General features: G+C 59.3%; 16 protein-coding genes and 1 pseudogene. 12 read left to right on the top strand and 5 right to left on the bottom strand.

Going from position 1 to position 20,236, the window contains the following annotated elements; genetic code table 11:
- The 5 genes and pseudogenes from LAN37_10790 to LAN37_10810 form a co-directional block, all read right to left on the bottom strand.
- Complete coding sequence (locus LAN37_10790) at positions 1-843, bottom strand: hypothetical protein (GenBank protein MBZ5647698.1); 843 nt, start codon at positions 841-843, stop codon at positions 1-3.
- Between the two features lie 59 nt (positions 844-902).
- Positions 903-1,367 carry a hypothetical protein gene (locus LAN37_10795; GenBank protein ID MBZ5647699.1) on the bottom strand — a complete coding sequence of 155 codons (465 nt, stop codon included), beginning with the start codon at positions 1,365-1,367 and terminating at the stop codon, positions 903-905.
- A 51-nt stretch (positions 1,368-1,418) separates the two neighbouring features.
- A pseudogene (locus LAN37_10800) lies at positions 1,419-5,018 on the bottom strand (efflux RND transporter permease subunit).
- Positions 5,019-5,023: 5 nt separating this feature from the next.
- A complete protein-coding gene (locus tag LAN37_10805) occupies positions 5,024-6,148 on the bottom strand; it encodes an efflux RND transporter periplasmic adaptor subunit (protein ID MBZ5647700.1) in 1,125 nt (374 codons plus the stop codon).
- Position 6,149: 1 nt separating this feature from the next.
- Positions 6,150-7,511, bottom strand: a complete 1,362-nt coding sequence (locus tag LAN37_10810; protein MBZ5647701.1) for a TolC family protein — start codon at positions 7,509-7,511, stop codon at positions 6,150-6,152.
- 507 nt (positions 7,512-8,018) lie between these two features.
- On the opposite strand from LAN37_10810, the gene LAN37_10815 reads away from it, so the two are divergent.
- From LAN37_10815 to LAN37_10870, 12 genes are all read left to right on the top strand, one after another.
- Entirely contained in the window at positions 8,019-8,588 is a 570-nt protein-coding gene (locus LAN37_10815; protein MBZ5647702.1) for a hypothetical protein, read from the top strand.
- A 138-nt stretch (positions 8,589-8,726) separates the two neighbouring features.
- Positions 8,727-10,796, top strand: a complete 2,070-nt coding sequence (locus LAN37_10820; GenBank protein MBZ5647703.1) for a sigma 54-interacting transcriptional regulator — start codon at positions 8,727-8,729, stop codon at positions 10,794-10,796.
- Positions 10,797-10,955: 159 nt separating this feature from the next.
- Positions 10,956-11,543, top strand: coding sequence for a porin family protein (locus tag LAN37_10825; protein MBZ5647704.1), 588 nt, complete (start codon positions 10,956-10,958; stop codon positions 11,541-11,543).
- Positions 11,544-11,626: 83 nt separating this feature from the next.
- Complete coding sequence (locus tag LAN37_10830; GenBank protein MBZ5647705.1) at positions 11,627-11,866, top strand: hypothetical protein; 240 nt, start codon at positions 11,627-11,629, stop codon at positions 11,864-11,866.
- 42 nt (positions 11,867-11,908) lie between these two features.
- Positions 11,909-12,076 (top strand): hypothetical protein, encoded by a 168-nt coding sequence (locus LAN37_10835; GenBank protein MBZ5647706.1) that lies wholly within the window; start codon positions 11,909-11,911, stop codon positions 12,074-12,076.
- Between the two features lie 173 nt (positions 12,077-12,249).
- Positions 12,250-13,020, top strand: coding sequence for a DedA family protein (locus tag LAN37_10840; GenBank protein MBZ5647707.1), 771 nt, complete (start codon positions 12,250-12,252; stop codon positions 13,018-13,020).
- 2 nt (positions 13,021-13,022) lie between these two features.
- Positions 13,023-13,343, top strand: coding sequence for a hypothetical protein (locus tag LAN37_10845; GenBank protein MBZ5647708.1), 321 nt, complete (start codon positions 13,023-13,025; stop codon positions 13,341-13,343).
- 277 nt (positions 13,344-13,620) lie between these two features.
- Positions 13,621-14,025, top strand: a complete 405-nt coding sequence (locus tag LAN37_10850) for a hypothetical protein (protein MBZ5647709.1) — start codon at positions 13,621-13,623, stop codon at positions 14,023-14,025.
- A gap of 49 nt (positions 14,026-14,074) precedes the next feature.
- Positions 14,075-14,737 carry a hypothetical protein gene (locus LAN37_10855; protein ID MBZ5647710.1) on the top strand — a complete coding sequence of 221 codons (663 nt, stop codon included), beginning with the start codon at positions 14,075-14,077 and terminating at the stop codon, positions 14,735-14,737.
- A 539-nt stretch (positions 14,738-15,276) separates the two neighbouring features.
- Complete coding sequence (locus LAN37_10860) at positions 15,277-15,900, top strand: hypothetical protein (protein ID MBZ5647711.1); 624 nt, start codon at positions 15,277-15,279, stop codon at positions 15,898-15,900.
- Between the two features lie 90 nt (positions 15,901-15,990).
- Complete coding sequence (locus LAN37_10865; GenBank protein ID MBZ5647712.1) at positions 15,991-16,989, top strand: hypothetical protein; 999 nt, start codon at positions 15,991-15,993, stop codon at positions 16,987-16,989.
- Between the two features lie 79 nt (positions 16,990-17,068).
- Positions 17,069-19,033: an HD domain-containing protein gene (locus LAN37_10870; GenBank protein MBZ5647713.1), complete on the top strand. Its 1,965-nt coding sequence runs from the start codon at positions 17,069-17,071 to the stop codon at positions 19,031-19,033.
- Positions 19,034-20,236 lie beyond the last annotated feature (1,203 nt).

Raw genomic sequence — 20,236 nt, forward strand, 5'->3', positions numbered from 1 at the left:
CTATTGCCTCTTCTCGTGCCCGGCTGAACTCCGATCAGCCGTTTCTTCACGTTCTTGGCCCAGGTACTTGAGCGTGACCTCCTTACGGACATCTCCCTCCTTCCGCGAGATCCCGTACAAGCCAGTCACACGCTGAAAGCCATGCGAATCGACGATTCCCACCAGGTAATTCTTTCCGTCTCGTTCGACGAAAACGAGTTTGGAGCTCTTGTCGTCAACCGGGAATCCTGGATCCGGGATCGTGAAGATCTCGGCGGCTACACGCTCTTTTTCGTTGCGGATGAGGAGGTGGGTGGGACCGACGGTAGCGACAGAGTAATGCCCCGCGGGACATCTGGTATCGAGAGTGAGGAACTCAAAAGGGATCTCGGCTGTCGCTCTCGTATCCTGTATGGCTCTTTCTGACTGGGCGCGGACGGGAGCGGGTAGAGCACATGCCGTGAGCAGGATGGCGACCATAGCAATCGCGATCTTCGCAGGCGTGGTCAGAAACCATCTGCCGCCGCTAACCAGGTGCAGAACAGCTCTTCCTTGCCCTACCGGCTCACGACGGGTCTTGAGAGACATCGTCTGCAGCGAGTAGTCGAGCTCTGCGCCGCAGTCCATGCATACCTTGTATGTTCTGGTGCGGATCGTGAAAACGCGGCTGAGATTGTGGTGATGGCATCCGAAGAGAAACTCGAATGCGGCTGTGAAAATCTGCATAAGAACCTCCGGTGCTTCTACAACCTGTCCTAGTGCAGGTTTGTTGCCGAATATGGGCGTCGCTAAGCTGCTGGTAATGAACGGGTTGACTCTGCCGCCGCACATAGCGAAACGCCCACATATGGGCAGCGCCAGCACCAGGTCACTGTATTCACGTGTCTTTGGCCGCCCTTCGTCATCGAGGGTCTACTGATTCGCTACAAGCGGTTCCACAAAGACTCGAGCTCACGACGACAAATGCTGCTGAAGTCGCGGAGCGGATCGGGGCGCTCGCTAACCAGGGCGTGAAACTCCTCGGGCGTCAGGTTGGGCTTCGAGTACGTGGCGATGATGGTGTCCAGGACCCGTTGTGCGCTTTCGACCACGTTCATCGAGGAACTCAAACGCATACGACTCAGAAGTGCATAACTCCCTATGAGCCTGCCGGGGTCGTGGAAAGTGTGCTGGACGGCATCGGCGTACGCGCGCGCGGTTTCGCTGATGAAATCTGAATAAAGCTGCTCGCGGTGGAAGACTTTCTTAGCAATAAGGTCCCGCTGATTCTGATGTCGCTGGGCGATCCAGGCGCTGACACTCGACCCCAGTGCGCCCACGATCGAACCACAGAGCGCCGCCAATGCTGAAACGGAGGCTGGACTCCAAGACTGCGTGATCAAGCTCATTATCCTTCACCTCCGTTTAACGGCATCGACTCATTGGTTCCTCGCCGGTGTCTAGCTTGCCTGAGCACGGTCGGCCAAGCCGGACCCCGCTGCGGCCCCGGCCTGCGGCTCTGCATCTTCTTCTTTCAACTCCCACTTGATCAGCTTCAGATCCAGCACGAAGATCGAATACAGCACCGGCACGAGCAGCAGCGTGATGAACGTGGCGATGGTCAGCCCACCGATCTGGGCATAGCAGAGTGGCTCCCACAGCGGTCCGCCGTGCATGGCCAGCGGTACAAGGCCCAGAACGGTTGCGCCGACCGTGATCATCACCGGACGCAGACGCACGATGCCGGCATCGAGCAGCGCTTCGCGCAACGGCTTGCCCTCGTGGTGCGCTTCTTCAATGAAGTCGAAGAGCACAATGACGTGACTGACGATCACACCTACCAGGCTTGCGACTCCGAGGAACGCCATGAATCCGAAGGGTTGACCCATGATGACCAAGCCGGCCAGAGCTCCCGTCATCCCATACGGGATGGCCGCGAACACCAGAAATGGCTTGATCGCGTTCCTGAACTGCAGAACGAGGGCTATGTAGATCAGCAGGACGGAGATGGCCATCACTACGCTGAGTTCCTTGAAGCCTTTCACCTGCTCGTCGTATTCGCCCCCGATCTCGAGGAAATATCCGGGCGGAAGGTTCTTCTGGAACTCCTTGATCTTCGGTAGCAGCGGCGTAAGCACCTCGGAAGGCAGGACGCCGGGGATGGGGAAGGCCGACACGGTGACCGTGCGGAACTGGTTGCGGCGCTTGAACTTCGGTATTGCCATTTCAGTCGACACGGTCGAGACCTGCCGTAGAGGGACGCGCTGAGTGCTGGTCTGGGAATATACGTACGTGTTTTGCACGTCGGAGAGGCCGGCGCGCTCCTCCATGCGCAAGCGAGCGGCTATGGGGATCTGTTTGTCGCGCTCCCTGTAGATCGACACAGGCAATCCGGTCATCGCCGCCGCCGATGAAAGCGCTACATCCAGGTTGGTGACACCTGAAAGATTGGCGCGGTCCGGGTCCACCTTCAGGCGGACCGTCATGGCAGGCTCTCCCCAGTCATCGCGCACTCGAGCGGAGTTGGGTTGCGCGCGCATGATCGCTTGCAACTGGCTGGAAAGTTGGTGCAGAACGCCGATGTCCGCGCCTGAGATACGGATTGAGACGGGGATACCGACCGGTTTGCCGGTCTCCAGTTGCCGGACATCGATCCGGGCCCCCGGCACGTCGCGGCTCAGCGCCGTCTGCAATGGCCCGACGAACTCGTTCGTAAAGTGCTTGTCGGTGACCTCGACGAGGATCTGCGCATAGTTGAGCTGTTGCCGCTCAGGATCCACCGAGAACCAGAACCTGGGACCGCCACCACCGACGAAGCTGGTAAGCGATTTCAGGATGCCCTTGTGGTGATGTTCGTTTCCAAACCGCTCAGCCTCTTCCCGAATGACAGCTTCGGCTTTTTGAGTGACCGCATCGGTCGCGCCAAGCGGAGCATCCGGCGGGAGCCAAACGTCCACGTACGAGAGGTACGATAGGTCCTTTGGGAAGAATTGCGGCTTCAGCCTGGTGAACAACACGCCGCCTAAGACGAGAATCACGAGCGAGCCGGCGAACACGCCCCAACGGTGCCCGAGCGCGAAGTCACCGATCTTGTAGTACACGCCAGCGAAACCATGGGTCCGCCGCGTCGACATTGGTTCCTCGGCCTGCTTGGGCGGCTTGATCAGGTAATAGGCGATCAACGGCATGAACGTGAAGGAAACAATGACCGACGCCACCAGCGTGCAGGTCATCACGACCGGAAGACTGTAGAGGAAAAAGCCGGTGTCGCCGGTCAGCATGAGGAACGGCAGGTAGGCAACGATATTGGTGATGGTCGCGAAGATGATCGCCTTCGCCAGTTTCGTCGGGCCCATCCAAGATGCCAGATCCTTCGGTGAACCGGACGCCAACTCGCGTTTGATCGCGTCGCCCGCCACCACGGGCATGTCCACGAGCAACCCGAGAGCGATGATCAAGGTCGCGATGGAGACCTGCTGAATGTCGATGTTAAGGACGTGGACGATACCGAAGGTCATCGCTAACGTAAGGGGGATCGACGCGGCCATCAGCGCAGCCGCTCGCCAATCCCAGAACCCGATGAGGGCGACGATGACGACGAGGACGATGGCCTCATACAAGCTCGACATCAACAAGCTGACAAGTTCGTGCACCTGCCGCGGCTGGTCTGACGTGCGGGCAACGATCAGGTCCGCAGGCAGGGTCGGCCGGACGGTAGCAAGCGCTTTGTCCACTTGCTCGCCGAACTTTCCGATCTGCTCGCCCGAGCGCATCTGCACGGCGAGGGTGATCGCACGGTTCCGATGCCACTCCCCGTTGGCCTCGCGAGAGACCATGTAGTTCAAGTACCGTCTCGGAGACTCGTACGCGCGCGATGTTTCTACCAAGTCGCGCAGATACACCGGCACTCCTGTCGGTGACGCTCCGACCAGCACGTTGCCGATCTCTCCCGTGCTCTTGAACTCGGCGGTCGCATCGATCAGTACATTGCGCGATGGGCTCTGGACGATGCCGCCGGGGGCGGTCACATTGCGTGCGCTCAGGATGTCCTTGATCTTGGTCGGCTGCAGATTGTAGGCGGCGAGCCGGTCGGTCGAGTATTCCAGATAGAACTCTTCCGGCAGAACGCCCACCCGCTGGACTTTCGCTACTTCGGGTACGCGTTGCAGCGTGCGCTGGACCAGATCGGTGAAGTCGTCAAGCTGCCGATAGGAATACCGGTCGCTGGCGACTTCCGCGATGCGTTCCTTGGTAGATTGCGCGTCGCGAATGATGATCGGACCCCACGCGTCGGGATGGAAATCGTATTCCTGGAGCCGCTTCTCCACGAACTGCCGGCCATAGGCGCGGAGCTCGGCATCTGACTTTGTAGTTGCAAAATCGACGCCGGAGCAGCTTCCCACGGACACCGGCCGAACATCGCGCGCCATGCCGTCGTGCTGTGCCTGTCCAGCCAGGATGGCAAATGAGCGCTCGAATGCCGCAGGTGCGACGGATGCTGGGTAGCAATAAAGAACGGTTGCTCGTCCCGTCGCGTCTCCTCGCGCTTTTTCGATTGCCTCACGTACACCGCGGGCACGCAGCCCGATCTCGATGTCGGGAACGGGCGGGCTGGCCACCGTCAACATCAGCGCTGCGGTGTCGCCGAAGTCGCTGATCCAGGTGATCGGCCCGGCACCCTGAGGCAGGTCCGTAATCTGGTTCAGCCTCTGGCCGATGTCCTGGAATTCCTGTTGCGTGTTCGCAATGCTGTCGAGCAATCTGACTTGCACGACCGAGATGTTGTCCATGGTCGTTGATTCCACGCGGTCCACCTTGCTGTTGCCGGTGGCTGCTTGCTCGACCTTTCGGGTTACCAGTTGCTCGACCTTTTCGGCCGAAATACCGGGCCAGGGGGTGATCGCCAGGGCGATGCGCACGGGAATATCAGGGTCCTTGCGCTTGGGCATGTTCATGTACCCGAAGATCCCCCAGGCCATCGTTGCCAGCAAAGCGACCCACGCGATCTGACGGTTATGCGTAAAGAACCGCGCGACATTGTTGCTGCTTTTCTGCTCGTCGGCTTTCACTGGATCACCTCCACCCGCTGCCCATCCTTGAGCAGGTTTGCGCCCGTGGTGATGACTTCGTCGCCAGTGGCAAGGCCACGGGTAACACCTATGTCGGACCCGATCACGCGTCCGACCTCGATGGGGCGCAGCATGGCAACTTGTCCACCGTTCGAGGCGGAGACCACGAACACGCCATACTTTCCCTCCTTCCCCTGGACGATAGCGGAGAGGGGGACCTGCAATGCAGACCGCTGTGTCTCGCCTTCGGCCGCAGGTAGCTGCAAGGAGCCGATCATCCCGACCTTCAGCAGGTGGTCGCGATTGGGGATAGCGACCTCGACCTCAAAGTTGCGGGTGGTCGCGTCGGCTGCCGATGCCATGCGGCTGATCCGCGCCTGGAAAGTACGCGTGGGGAATGCGTCCACAGCCACTTCGACCGGCTGGCCGAGCTTGATCAATCGCAGCGACGTGTCCGGCACGCCGATGACGATTTTCACGACATCGGTCTTGGCCATGGCGAACACGGGAATTCCGGGGCCGACGAACGAGCCAAGTTCCACCGCCTTCTTCACGATGTCGCCGTCGAAGGGAGCTACCACCGAGGTATCACGAAGGGCGACCTCGGCCTCGCTGGTTGCTGCCCGAGCGGCCCGCACTTCGCTCTGCGTGGCGTCATATTGCGCGCGCGCCGCGTCGAAGTCGGGCTTCGTGATGCTCTGGGTGTCGAACAGGCGAGTAGCGCGATCGAAATCAAGCTTCGCCTTCTGCGCGATCGCTTCGGCGGCCGCGGCCTGCGAGGACGCCTGGCGCACCTTGTCCTGGTATTCCGACGCCCTGATCTGGACGAGGGCGGCGCCCTTGCCGACGCGGTCGCCTTCGGCGAGGTCGCGCATCCTGCCGTCCTGGCCCCGGACCTGCTTCAATGAAACGACATATCCGGGGATCCGGAAGGACAGCGGAACCTGCGCATCGGGGGTTACCACGGCGGAGAAGCGCAGCCCGCCGGTGGTGGGGGTTCCATCGGACTGCAGCCGTTGTGTTTGGACTGCCTGCGGTGCTTGCTGGAGCGGCTTCTTTGAGCCACAGCCGGCCAACACCAATGCGAGCAACAGAACTGTGTATGTCTTAAGCGTCTTCATCTCATTCCTCTCCCATTGCCCGACGCAATTCAGCCAGGGCACCCCAATACGACGACAGCGCCTGTTGGTAATGGAATTCCGTCTCGGTGCTTCGAGCCTGCGCCTGGAGTAAGTCTTTTATGAGGGCGGCCTGTTCCTTGTACTTGTTGCCGGTGACCCGGAATTGCTCCGCGGCCGCTTCGTGTCCGGTGCGCGCGGCCTTGAGAAGCAGGGCCGCCTCTTGCCACTTGCGGTACTTGGCTCCGACTTCGACCACGATCTTTGTTTCTGTCTCTTGTATGCCGTTGCGGGCCTGCTCGACCGTCTTGGCTTTTTCCGCCACATTGTTGCGGCGACGTCCCCAGTCGAACGGCTCCCAGCTCAGGAAAAAGCCCGCCGTGCCAACGTTCGTCGGAAGCACTTTGATGTTGTTGAGCCCCTGGTATCTCACCGACAGGCTCAGGTCCGGGATGTAGTCGGCTTTGGCGATGCGCCGGTCGTATTCCGCCTGTTTTTCCTTGAGCCGCGCTTGCTGGATTTCCGGACGGTTTTGCGACGCTCTCGCGCGCGCGGTATCGAGCGGCAGATCGCTTGCGTCGGCTTCGAGCATCGGATCGACGCGAAACCGCACGCCCAGATCGCGGCCCAGTAGTTGATTCAAGTTCTCGCGCTGGGTGGCGAGCCCGTCCTGTGCGACCGACAGGTCATACCGCGCCTGCGCGAGACGCGCATCGACCTCCAGTGAATCTCCGCGGAGCACGGTCTTCTCGGCGACGTATCGCAGCGTGAGGCGCTGCGCCTCTTCGAGCGTGGTGACCACCTGGCGGGCGGCTTCTACACCAGCCTGGGTCGCAACCAGGTTGAAATATGCGTTTCGGACCTCGGCGGCGATCTTCTGGCGCTCGGCACGCACGTCTTCCTTGGCGATCTGCCGGCCAAGTTCGGTCGCGCGGATCGCCAGGCCGATCCTGTACTGTTGCGTGAGCGGTTGGTCGAAAGCACCCGTCACATAGGTGGTGAATCGCGCAGGTTGGCGAATCTTCGTTTGGGTTCCTGGTATCGGCCCGACGCCGGGATACGTGCCGAACGCGCCCTGGTCGAATGTGAAGTCGAACGAGTGCATCAACTCGCCGCCCAGCACATTGAACTGGAACTGAGGCAGCCGCCTGGTCTGGGCCGTGCTTAGCCGGAAGTCAAACTTCTGCGCCTCGAGCGCCGAGTTCTTCACCAGCCGGTTGTTGCTGAGCGCGATCGATACCGCGTCTTCCAGCGTGAGCAGTGGCGCCTCGGCCGCGGCCGGCGACGCTGGCTGCTGGGCCAGCAACAGGACGGGGCATGCAAGCACGAACATGAAGAGAATCGATAAAAGATGCTTTCTTGTCATCGTGGAACCTCAGCGTTGATCAACCCGATGATCTGTCGTCAGCCACTAGTGCAGACCGCATGCCAAAGCAGGGCAGCACCTAAGTTGTTGAAAATGACGGACGACCGCGAGCACTGAGGATCCGCAGGCTGCCCGCATTCGGGCAGTGCCCACGGCGACACATGCCCCCGAGGTCTTCTTTCTTTGGTCAACGTGCTTTGCCGACCGCTGTGGTCACCGGAGCGGCAGCTGTCGTTTACGGGATGTCACACGGCGTCCTCCGTGCTCAAGTGACAGGTGCGCAGGGTCTTATGGGTAGTTGGGGTCACGGACAAAGCTTCGGGGCGAGCAACAGGCTAGCCATGCCGATGTGCCGATTCTGATGGCACGCACTGCTTCATTGCCCCTATTTCGGCAGCGTCTCCTACCGCCCGTCGGCACTCGCGGTAAGGCCCTCAGTGTTTTCAGCAACTTGCAAGTTCGCCAGTTTGGCATCGATGTTGCCTACACGCAGGTCGAGGTGCGGAGATGGCAGCTATAACGATCAGCCGAAGCATTGCAGCCAGTTCAGAGATCGCAAGTGCGGCAGAGATCCGCGCGGCTTTCGCCGAGCACAAGCAGGAACTGACGTGGCTGGCCGAATTCCTGAGCGACGATGAGCTCATGGCATCCGCGTGTGTCACCGACGCTCGCGACCTGATGGAGAACAATAATGATGAGATCTGTCAGGAATGCCTCCAGATGTGGACGCGGGAAGCCACCATCCGTTCCGTCCTCGACTTCAAGCGCATGCGGATCGCCGAGCTTTCTTCGATGTACGAGCACGACGATTTAGTCGGCCAGGAGCACCCGCCGATGTCCCTTCAAACGATGGAGTTCGTGGTGAGGGAATCCGACAATGTCCGGTCTCGGCTTGACTGTCTCTGCCGGTTTGTCCTTGTCTTGTGCGGATTTGCACAGCACTCCGCGAACCAAGCTGCCCTGCTGCTGGGTATCAGCACGCATGCTGTCGAAGCCGCATACAGCAGTGCGCTTGAATCATTGGAAATCATCTACTGCCAGGTGCTTGTCGAGGCGGCCGGCTGTGCTGCCGCATAGGACCGAAGTCGGCGGAGACAAATTGAGGGAGAAATGGGATTGTAACCGTCGTCCCAAGGGGTTATACCAGTGCAATCAAAATCGCCGGGGCTGAGGATCCAGATACTGCATTCCTCTGCGGGAATGGCCAGGGTCGCCATGACGAGCGCCGAAGATCGATATCGAACTTTGCTGGACGCGTCCAGCGCCGTGGCGGATCAGCCCACGATAAAAGCCATCCTGCAGAGCCTGCGTGGCATTCTGTCCGGCACTTGCAGCTTCAATGGAGCCGAACTCTATGTCCTCGCCGATGACGGAGACAGTCTGCACGTCTTCGACTTCGATCGAGCCGCGGACGCGCCGCCGATCAAGGTTGGGGCCAAGATCTTGCGCATTGGCGCCGCCGCGCAGGTGCTCGAGGAACAGAAACCAGTTTTCCTCCCGGACGCATCGCAGGAAATGTTGAAGCATCCTGAACTGGCTCCGTTTGCACCCGCGTCTGTCGGACATAGCACCTATTTGTTTCCCGTGTCTACGTCTCAGAAACGGTATGGGTGTCTTGCAGTGACAAAGTTGCCGGGGCAGGGATTTCTCCCCGACGACGTCGAGCTGCTCCGTTCCCTGGCGTCGCACGTTGCGGTCGCGCTCGAGTCCGCGCTGGCAAGGGATCGTGCAGAGCTTTACCAGCGACAGGTGGCCAAAGAGCGGGATCGTCTCAGGGTCCTGCTCGAGATCAACAACCACGTCGTCACCAAGCTGGACATCGTGGAATTGTTCCGCTCGGCGTCGACTTCCCTCCGCAGCTATTTCGACAACGATTTCACTGGATTCTGGCTGATCGGCAAAGAGTCGAACCAGCTCGAGCTTGCGGTCCTGGATTTCCCAGGCAGTAAAGGCTTCCTGACCGATGTCGCAGTTCATGATCTCAGCCCCACTGAGCACGAGAAGCTGCATGCACACAAGCCTGAATTGTGGTCGGTCACCGAAATTGAGAAGATCACAGGCCCGATTGGCGCGAATTTGAAAGCTGAGTCAATCGCGTCCGTGGCGCTGGCGCCACTCACAACCGCAACTGGCACATTGGGAGTCCTGACACTGGGCAGCCGCCAGCCGAACAGCTTTAGCCAAGAGGACTTGGATGTCCTATCGCAGATCAGCACTCAGATAGCGCTGGCGGTCGACAACGCGATTGCTTATGGCCGTGTCACGGCAGCGAGGGATCGCCTCGAAGACGAGCGCCTGTATCTCGAATCCGAGATCCGTTCGGAATACAGCTTCGAGGACATCGTCGGGAACAGCTCGGCACTGCGGGCGGTCCTGGAACAGGTCTCCATCGTCGCCCCGACCGGTTCGACCGTGCTGCTGCATGGGGAAACGGGCACTGGCAAAGAGTTGATCGCCCGCGCCATCCACAGCAATAGCCCCCGGCGGGAGCGCACATTCGTGAAAGTGAATTGCGCCGCAATACCCTCCGGCCTTCTCGAGAGTGAGCTTTTCGGACACGAGAGAGGCGCGTTCACCGGGGCGTTGATGCAGAAGAAGGGCCGCTTCGAACTGGCCGATCACGGGACATTGTTCTTGGACGAGATCGGAGACATCAGTCTCGAGCTGCAACCGAAGTTGCTTCGGGCCCTTCAGGAACAGGAGTTCGAGCGTCTGGGCAGCACGAAGACCACGCACGTGGACGTCCGCCTTATCGCCGCCACACATCGCGATATCGCCACAATGATCGGTAACGGACAGTTTCGCGAGGACCTGTTCTACCGGCTGAACGTCTTCCCGATCGAAATTCCCCCACTCCGCGAGCGATCAGGCGACATCCCGCTTCTGGTTCATTATTTTGTTTCGCGCCTGGCCCGGCGGATGCAAAAGCAGATCAAAACCATCCCGAAGAGCGCGATGGACGCTCTGGTGAACGCGTCATGGCCCGGCAACATCCGCGAACTGGAGAACCTCATCGAGCGCGCCGTCATCCTGACCCAGGGCACTGAATTGAATGTGCCGCTCTCGGAACTTAAGAAGTCGAGCAGTCGGGCGGCGGCGGTCGGCTCCAAGTTCCATGATGTGGAACGGAACGCGATCATCGATGCGCTCAAGGCGGCTTCGGGAAAGATTGCCGGACCAGGCGGCGCCGCAGAGCGTCTAGGCCTGAAGCGTACGACTCTTCAGAACAAGATGCGGCGACTTCGGATCTCAAAGCCCGACTACACGTCCGGCCCCCGTTCCTGACGCGATTTGGTCACCGCTGCCTTCTGATGGGCGGCCCATTCGTTTCTCCCCTTCTACCGATTCCCGAAGTCCCAAGTCCCGCAATGACTTAGCGCAATCAGCGTTTGGCCAGACGCGTGCCTTCCTCCTTTTGTAGTCACTTTAGGAGGTAGTCCAACGATGAAACGAATACTGCTCTTTTTCAGCGTGGTTGCGCTGGCAGCGACGTCTTGCTGGGCACAGGAAGAGGCACGGCACGAAATCACGGTCCAGGGAAGCGGCTTCTTCGGCAAAACGACAACCGGATCCGGAGTCCAAAACGAACCGACGAACTCCGGCGGATTGATGGCTGGATACCGCTTCAACATCAACAAGTGGCTCGCTGTCGAAGGAGATTACGACTTCTTCAGCAATTCGCAGAAGTATGTGACCTCAGCCGGAAACTTCGGGACGCAAACGTATGTCCACGGGGTCACCGGAACGGGTGTCGTTAAGCTGCCGGCGCTTCGTAACCTGAAGCCATTCGTCCTTGCTGGTGGCGGGGCGCTCGTGTTCGATCCGCGCAACACCACGTCGATCGAACGACAGACCCGCGGAACCTTCGTGTACGGCGGCGGCGCTGATGTGCGGGTGATAAAGCATGTCGGCGTGCGGGTGCAGTATCGCGGGTTTGTTTACAAGACACCCGACTTCAGTCTCACGCAGCTCAAAACGGACAAGTTCACACACGCCGCAGTTCCGTCGGCGGGCCTGGTGTTGACGTTCTGAGGCGCAATCGCAAGGAGTACAGGCGACCTGTTCCAGGTCGCCTCGACCTCCTGGCGAAGGCGGCAAGATTTTCGGGAGGAGTTATGAAGCATACGGTCGTGAAAACCCCGGAGACGATCGTTCCGGACAGCGTGGTGAGAAGGGCTATCGATTGCCTGGATTCGTCCACGGATTATCGTGAATGTCTGCCGGACCAGCACCGGACGCAAACGATACCGCGTCGCGGACGTCACAAGCGCACAAATGATGTCGAAGACTTCCTGCTGGTGTTCATGCCCATTCTCCTCGTCGGCATCGCGATTCTGGCGATCGTCTACAACTGAGGGTCCGTCATGCAGAAGAAGAGCTCAAAGACTCGCTTTTGGTTGATCCTCGTGATTCTCAATATCCTCGCCTTCATCTATCCGGCCGGGGTTCTGCTCGGCAGCGAGGACGACGCTAGCCGGCTGTTCGCCATCGTTGTCCTGATGGGCGGTTTCATCTTCGTCGCGGTCGCCGACGCGGTGAGCATCGTACTCGCCTACTGGGTGTAGAGCTCCCGAATCCCTCCCGCCACACGCCCTCCCAGACCCCATGTCGGCAGTGCCCAAATCCGGGCAAACAGCTCCACAGCTCGAGTTCCTGATGTCATTGCGAATGAAGCACTTAGCCGCAGTCAGGTTCGGTACAACGCGTGCACTTTCTCGTAGTGCGAGCGGTAAACCGCATGAACACGGTCTTCCAATTCGTTCTGAAGCATGGCTACTCAATCCTGTTCGCCGCGTTATTCGCGCACCAGGTTGGCCTGCCGCTGCCGGGGCCCCTGTTTCTCCTTGCGGCTGGGGCATTGGCCGCCGGCGGGAAGTTGGGCCTCGTCACGTCGTTCGGTCTGGCGGTCATTGCCTGTGTCCTGGCTGATTGGGTGTGGTACGAGGCGGGTCGGCGCCGGGGAGACAAGGTCCTGCACTTCATTCACCGGCTCACACCAGACCCTGACTTCCACGATCGCCGGGCGAAAGAAACCTTTGCTCGGTACGGCCTGGCGCTGCTCGTCGTGGCCAAGTTCATTCCAGGGCTGGACGCGGTAACGCCTCCTCTGGCGGGCACATCCCGCACTGGCCGGCTCCGTTTCTTCGCGTTTGATGCACTTGGCGCCAGCCTCTATTCAGGCGTGTATTCCGCACTCGGCTTTGTCTTCAGCCATGACCTGGACCGTGCCGTTGCCTACGCCGGCAGAGTGGGAGCGGTGTTAGCGGGCGTGACCATCGCTGCGCTGTTCATCTACGTCGTTCGCAAGTTGGTTCTGCGCCACCGCTTGGCGAGCGACCTGCGGCGCGGCCGGGCCCTCCTGCAGGCAGGGATCGCGACCGTGAAGCGGCAAGTCGCGTCGACGATGACGGGGGACTGGCCGTCGCTGGCTTATTTCCCAGTCCCGTGGCCGGCGATGCACATGACCTGCGCTAGACACGGAACGAGAACTAATCGTTGGGGAGATTGACGATGCTGCGTGTTGAATTCGATCACGATGGGAATGGCTCGTTGACCGTGCGGCTGCAGGGTCGGCTGGTCGGTCCTTACGCCGAGGACGCAAGGGTCACGTTGGCCCGCTACCAAGCTCCAGCTTCGATCATGGTGGATCTGGCGGAAGTGACGTTCGTCGATCCGTTCGGCGAACGAGTGTTGTTGTGGCTCGGACGGGTTGGCGCGAAGTTTGTCGCGGTGAATATGTATACGCGCTCCATCTGCGAGCGCCTCCATTTGGAAGTGTCCGAGCAACGGTCCGGCTCTGCGTCGGGACCAGATACGCAAGTGCTTTCATGAAACCACACGACAGAGTGGCCCCGCCTATAACAAGGGGTGCGGTTGCTGGGACCGAGGTTCAGCCGCACCCCTCCCGCCCTTATGTGGCTTCTTCGCGGGACCACATCGTTGCAGGCTTCTCTTTGACGACGGCGCATCTCTTAAAGGAGTTGAGGCAATGATTCACAAATCTGTGCTGCTCACGATCGCATTCGCACTAGTCACCCTGCCAGGTGTCTGTCGCGCCCAAACTCAGGAGGCCAGCATTGGCTCAACTATCGAGTTGGTTAGGGCCGACATGCAGGCGGACAGGGCCAAGATCATCACCGCCGCCATGAACTTCAGCGAGAAGGACGGCGCGGCGTTCTGGCCGATCTACCGAAAATACGAGTACGAGCGGTCCACGCTGGACGACCGCCGCGTCGCCGTCATCAAGGAGTACGCCGCCAAGCACTCGACGCTGACCGATGCCGACGCCAAAGCCATGGCGGAGCGGATGTTCGATTGCGACGCTGCCCTGGCAGCGTTGAAGAAGAAATATTTCAAGAAGTTCAACGCCGTGCTCCCGGCGCTCACCGTCACGAAGTTCTTTCAGTTGGAGCATCGGATCGACTTGCTGATGGACATGAAAGTGGAGTCTTCTCTGCCTCCGCTCTTCGGCCCTCCACAGTCGAATCCGCAGGCGGATCCGCAGGTGAACTAGCCGGGCGAGATAGAGGAGGCAACAGATGGCTAACGTAACAAAGCGCAACGTGGTCCTTCTTGGGGTGCTGCTGATGATGGTGGTCGCGGCGCCGGCGCAAACACGGCGCGAGCGAGAAGTCCTGTCGATCGAGGGCTATCCCGGAGAAGCGACCGTCATTCAATTCCAGGGCCACGCGTATGTAGACGTGCAGGAGCTGGCCCGCATTACCAACGGCTCGCTCCGCTTCGAAAGGGGGCGAATCATCCTGACACTGGCGTGTTGTGACGCTTCGGCACTGGCCGGCGAGAAACCCGGCTTTTCTCGTTCCTTCAGGAGCGCGGCGATCGAAGCGATGGCGTCGATACGGGAGTGGGGCGGAATGCTGATGATCACCGTCCAGAATGGCTATCCCGTTGGAAATAACATGGCAGGAAACACCATCACAGCGTTTCAGGGACGGGCTGCCGACAGCGTCGCAATAGCCGCGGCGGCGGCCTCGACGGACTCAGACTACCGCGGACTCGAGTTGCTGAGGAACGAGTTCAACAACGTGAAGGCCTGGTCTGACAGATTCGTCCAAGCCCGGAGCTCGCTAAGTGCGGCAAACCTGACCATCACCGAAAACGCGCTCCAAAATGATGAGGACGCTCAGAAGGTACTCCGTTGCGGTCAGTTCCTGGCGCAGATGTTCGCCAGCGGTACCTTCCAGGATGATGCCTCCTGCCATTAAATCAAACGAATTCTGCAGTCGGTGTGATCGTGGAGCAGCAGTCAAAGCACGTATCCGGATCGAGCCTATGCAGAAACCCTGTGTACCTGTTCGCCTGCCACCTGGAATGGTGCAGCAAGGGAAGGTTAGACGCGTATGAGGAACTGGTTGCGGCGCTCGATGATCCCGACGCAGAAATCCGCAGTGTTGCAGAAAACCTGCTACATCGCTCGTCGCCGCGTCGTCAACTCAGAAGCGTGGCCCGTTCCGGTGAATGGTAGGAGATCGTTGATGTGAGATCGAGGCGGAACAGCGCCTCCGGCCATGGGTCTTCCCCCGCGGGGTACGCCCGATACAGGAGGTAGTACCCCGGCCCGTGGCCGCTTCGGCTTCGATCCATTCGCAATTTCCACACGCTCGCATTCAGTCCTCCTTCCCCGAAATTCAACTAGCTGCCCTAATGCAGCGCTGTCATCCGTCGCGGCAGTGCCCGCATGTGGGCAGTGTCGACTCGGCAGCGGCCCGCGGTCGACCGTGAATAGTCGAATGAACTCAGTAACTTGCCGGAGATTGATTTTGGCATCGCACTTGCTCTCCCACAGGTGTTCGGAAGGAGCGATATAGCGATGAAATGGACTCACCTCTTGCAGGGCCACCGCTACGCGACCGTGGAAGACGTCCGCAAGATCTTCGCCGATTACCATGACGCGCTGCACTGGCTGGCTGGTTTCCTGATCGATGAGAAGCGCGCCCCGGCATGCGTCATTGACGCTTGCAACATTGCCGAGCGCCAAGGCCCGGTATTCCATGAATGGCTCGCGCACTGGGCGGCGCGGGCCACGCTTCGGTGCGCGCTCCTGACACAGCGGGCAGAGATCGCCGAGCTTGCTCCCGCATACCAGAGATTCGAACGCGTTCACGCGGCGCGATCGCCACTTTCGCCTGAAGATCTTCAGCTCCTGGTCGAAGAATCCGACGTTCTGCCGGCTCGATTGGACGTCCTTTGCCGGTTCGTCCTCGTCATGCACGGCATTGCCAAGGAGTCCTACGAAGATGTTGCCGCGCAGCTCGGGGTCAGCCGGAAGGCTGTCGAGCGAGCCTATTGCGTTGCCTTCGACACGCTCCATCTCGTCTGTAACGAGATGCGCTGCAGCGCGGAGAATCCGGCCTGCGTGTCGGTTTGAGCAACCATCACGAGGTGATCCGGTTGCAGAAAGGTACGGTTCGGGTGAAGGTCCATGAGAAGCATGTGTTCTTACATAACGATTCCATTCTTGGTCCTGCTATTGAGTGCACTGGGCCAAGCACAAACGCCCAACGAGCCCTATAAGTTCTTCCGTGCGTTTGCAGGGCTGAGCGAAGATCAGATCGCTGCGATCCGCTCGGGGAAGGCGGTGGCCAGGGTAGTTGACTCGCACACGCCGGACGAAGTCTTCGTCTTCGGGGCTGTGTATGTGGAGGCCGCTCCCGAGAGCTACGTCGAGCTGGCGTCTGACCTTGAAGCTCTTCGCAAGCTGCCCAGCTATCTGGCGATCCAGAGCTTCAGCGATCCTCCGCAACTGTCCGATCTTGACGCCTTCACTCTGACCCAGCAGGACATAAATGAGTTAAAGAGCTGCAAGGCGGGACACTGCCAATTCCAACTGCCGTCTGAGGCTATTGAAGACTTTCAGCGCACCATCGACTGGTCCGCTCCTGATGTTGCCGATAGAGCGAACCGCCTGGCCCAGCGGATGGCGCTGCAGGCCCTGCTGGACTACAGGCAGGGAGGCAATAGGGCCTTGGGCGCCTACCGTGACAAGAATCATCCCGCTGCGGTAGCGGAGACTTTCGCTTCACTCATAGGAGGATGGAGCGCCCTTCCGGTCTACCTCCCAGAACTAAACGAGTATCTGCTCGAGTACCCGAAGGCGAAATCGGACAATGTGCAGACCGCCTTCTACTGGGAGAAGGTGAACTTCGGCCTGAAGCCGACCTTCAGGATCGTCCAGAAGATCATCTATCGCCAGACAGATCCCATCGACCCGGTCTACGCTGTGGCTGAGAAACAAGTCTATGCCAGCCACTACTTTCAAACCGCGCTCGACCTGACCGTCTGCGTCAAGGACGCGCAACGGCCCGGCTTCTATCTCATCACCCTCAAAGGCTCGAAACAGGCCGGGCTCACAGGGTTGAAAGGCGGCATTGTACGAAAGGTCGCAGTCGATAAGACGCGTTCCTCATTGGAGCGTGTCCTGGTGACCATCAAGCAGAAACTGGAATCGCCGCAGTAGCGAGTGAGAGCAGATCATGGAGACCATGGAGACCAGAAGTTGGGCGACTCGAGGGCGGCTCCGGTTGTTAGCTGTCGTCGTGGGCGTCGCCCTGCTGGGTTACCTGATAGCCCGGGTAGGTGTAGGGACCGTCACTGACAACCTGAGGGCCGTCGGTTGGGGCATAGTCCTGATCCTCGCATTAGGAGGAATGTTCCATCTCGTGCGCGCGTATGCATGGCGACTCACGTTCCGCTCCGATGTTCGTGGTCTTTCCATCGCGCGTCTCTTCGGTCTCCGGCTGATCTCGGAGGCTACAGGCACTTTTGGACTTGCCGGCCAGATGATCGGCGACGGGATGAGAGTATCCCTGCTGGGGCCGACAATCCCGATGCCTGATCGCATCTCATCCGTCGCCCTTGACCGTGCAGCCTATATCGTGAGCTCCGGAGCCGTGGGCGTCACCGGCACTGTCGCTGCGGTCTTGCTGCTTTCCTTGAAAGGGCTCTGGCGAGTCTATGCCTTTGCGTTCGCGGGCACGCTTACGGTAGTGCTCGTGCTGGCGCTAGTCAGCTTCGCGAGAGGGTGGCACATCTGTTCGCATCTGATGCACCCGGTGCAGCGACTGCCTTGGGCCCGGAAGTGGCTGGCCGAAAGGGCTTCGGTCATCGAAGCCGCTGAAGAGAATCTTCTCAGTTTCCGTTCACGGGCTCCGAAGTCTTTCTGGACGGTGATAGCCCTGTACCTCACCTCGCAGATGCTGGCGATCACGGAGGTCTACCTTCTGTTGCGCTTCATGGGCATCGGCATCATGCCTCTCGGAGCTTTCGTCATCGAAGCCTTCACCAAGCTGGTGAATGTCGTCGGAGCGTTGAATCCGGGGAACATCGGGACGTATGAAGGCGGCAATCTGCTGGTCGCGCGACTCCTTGGTTTTCCAGCCGCCGCTGGTTTGACCCTGGCACTCTGCCGGCGGGCAAGGATCCTCTTCTGGGCGGCCATCGGTGCGTTGTACCTCGCGGCCTGGTCAGCCTGGAAAGGAGGAGAAGACAGTCCGGGCATGATTGTTGAAGAAGAAATCGTTTCTCCCGACAGTGTCGCGTACCATCGCCTTAACCTTGACCTAGCGGAAGCTTTCAAGCACCTGCACAAAAGGTTCTGGACCCGCTCTGTCCTCATCACTTTAGTGGCTGCACTCGTCACCTGCCTCGGGCCTCTTTCCTACGCTTTCCTTACGCACAGCAACAAAACAAAGATTTGGCTCGGCGACTTTGGAACCGCGGCGGTTGCCGCGTTCGCATCGGGCTGCGCCATACTTGGAATGTATCCGCTCCTGCGCAAAGGCGAGCAGTATCTTCGTGAAACAGCCTCGATCATCTCGCACGCAAACATCGAGCTGCTCTCATTACTAGGCACGCTTACAGAATTGCGAGGAGGCGATACTGCGGGACACACCCTACGTGTGACCGTCTACACGATGCTTTTTGCAGAGGGCTTACAGCTCCCGCGGGAGATGCTACTGCGGGCTGTCAAAGGGGCCCTGTTACACGACATCGGCAAGTTGGTGATTCCCGACCGTATCATCTGCAAGCCCGGGACTTTGACGCGAGAAGAACATGCAGAGATGGAACACCACGTTCTTCGTGGTTTAGAGATCGTCGAGCAATCGGAATTATTGAATGCCGCCGTCAATGTCGTTGAGTTCCATCATGAACGTTATGACGGTGGCGGTTATCCTCATCGCCTGCAAGGAGAGAAGATTCCTCTCGAAGCGCGGTTGTTCGCATTAGTTGATGTGTTCGATGCTCTCACGGCATCACGCGCATACAAACCGGCTCTCAGCGTTGCCGAAGCGCTACACGTAATGGCCGAAGAGCGCGGTTCACACTTTGATCCCTACTTGTTTGACCGTTTTGTCGAAATGGCACCGTATTTCGAGCGCAAAATGCCTCGAGAGGGGAGGGAGCTCAAGGCCATGTTGTTGGCAGGGTTGACCCCCTACCTTGACGTGTCGGAAATCAGCTACCTACGCCGCCGGCTGCTAGCGGTAGGGAAGGATCAGTGAGCGACGCTGTTGCCAGGTTTCACCAAGTTTCCACACAGGGATTTTCATTTTTCCGTGCGACTGTGGGCACATTCGTAGACGCCTGCCTGCATCAACCTTTACGAAGAACCAGTATTGACACGGCTTTGCCCCTAGACTACCTGGGACAACCCCAGGGGGCCAAGCGACACCGTCTGCAAGCACTTGAAAAGAATGGTCGGCCCTAGAGGACGATTTTAGAACTTTCTTTGGTGCGGCAGCTTAGACCCATTCCCAGACGAGCAGGAAACGGCTTGTCTGGGCCACCCTGATGTACCTGGGCCAACCGCCAGAGAAGTTTGTGCGAGCATTCCTGCTCCCACCCTTTGCAGCCAAAACCGGGCTGCAAAGGATGGGGCACCCGCAGAGTTAGATTGCTGAGCCGTGTTGTTTGCGGATCAAATAACTGCTGTAGGGCTTTGTCTGGCCGCATTTGTGCTTAATCCGCTTAGGTCGGCGGGCCCCTTCTAGTTAACGCCGAGCTACGCCTGAAGAGCCTCGTAAAGTGGTAAGCAAAGTTTGGCCACCACAGAAATGCCAAGCCAACGATGAGGGCGAGACCGGACAAAGGACGCTTCCCATGTCCCGGTATCGATACGATAGTCCAGCATATTAGGACTGTGCACCACCTCACCGCCCGCGCCGTCCGATCGAGTTTGTAGTCGGAATCGAGCTTCCGACGGAAGCCCCAGATTCCCAGCCAAATGCCGATTGCAGGAGTGGCTATCGTCATCGCATTCGATAGAAATTGGTGGAAGAAGTTAGGATCCATGACGACCGGCTTTTACCTCCCCACCGAGCAAACCACTGCCGAGAATGCGGCGACAGGGATGTCGATTGCGTACTTGTAAATAGGGCGGGTGGCCCAGGCAACGCCCGAATGGTACACCTCTCCATGATGGGGTGCCCCACCCAACGTGGTTTTCGTTGGGTGGGCGCGATTCTGCCTCTGCTCATCTACGGTTGATTGCGAGTAGGGCTCCCTCGCTGGCGCTCGGGACAAGCAAAAAAGGAATGGTCGGGGAGAGAGGATTCGAACCTCCGACCCCCTGGTCCCGAACTTGGGGGAGGAACAGCGATTTCATTGTTACTCAATCACTTGAGTGGTGCTTCAACCGTGTCATTCTTGCTCAATCACGCCATTCTGGGATGAATGTAAGTCCTCGAATGGCAGTCCCACTCGGC

The organism is Terriglobia bacterium, assembly GCA_020073495.1.
Taxonomy (GTDB): Bacteria; Acidobacteriota; Terriglobia; order Terriglobales; family Acidobacteriaceae; genus JAIQFD01.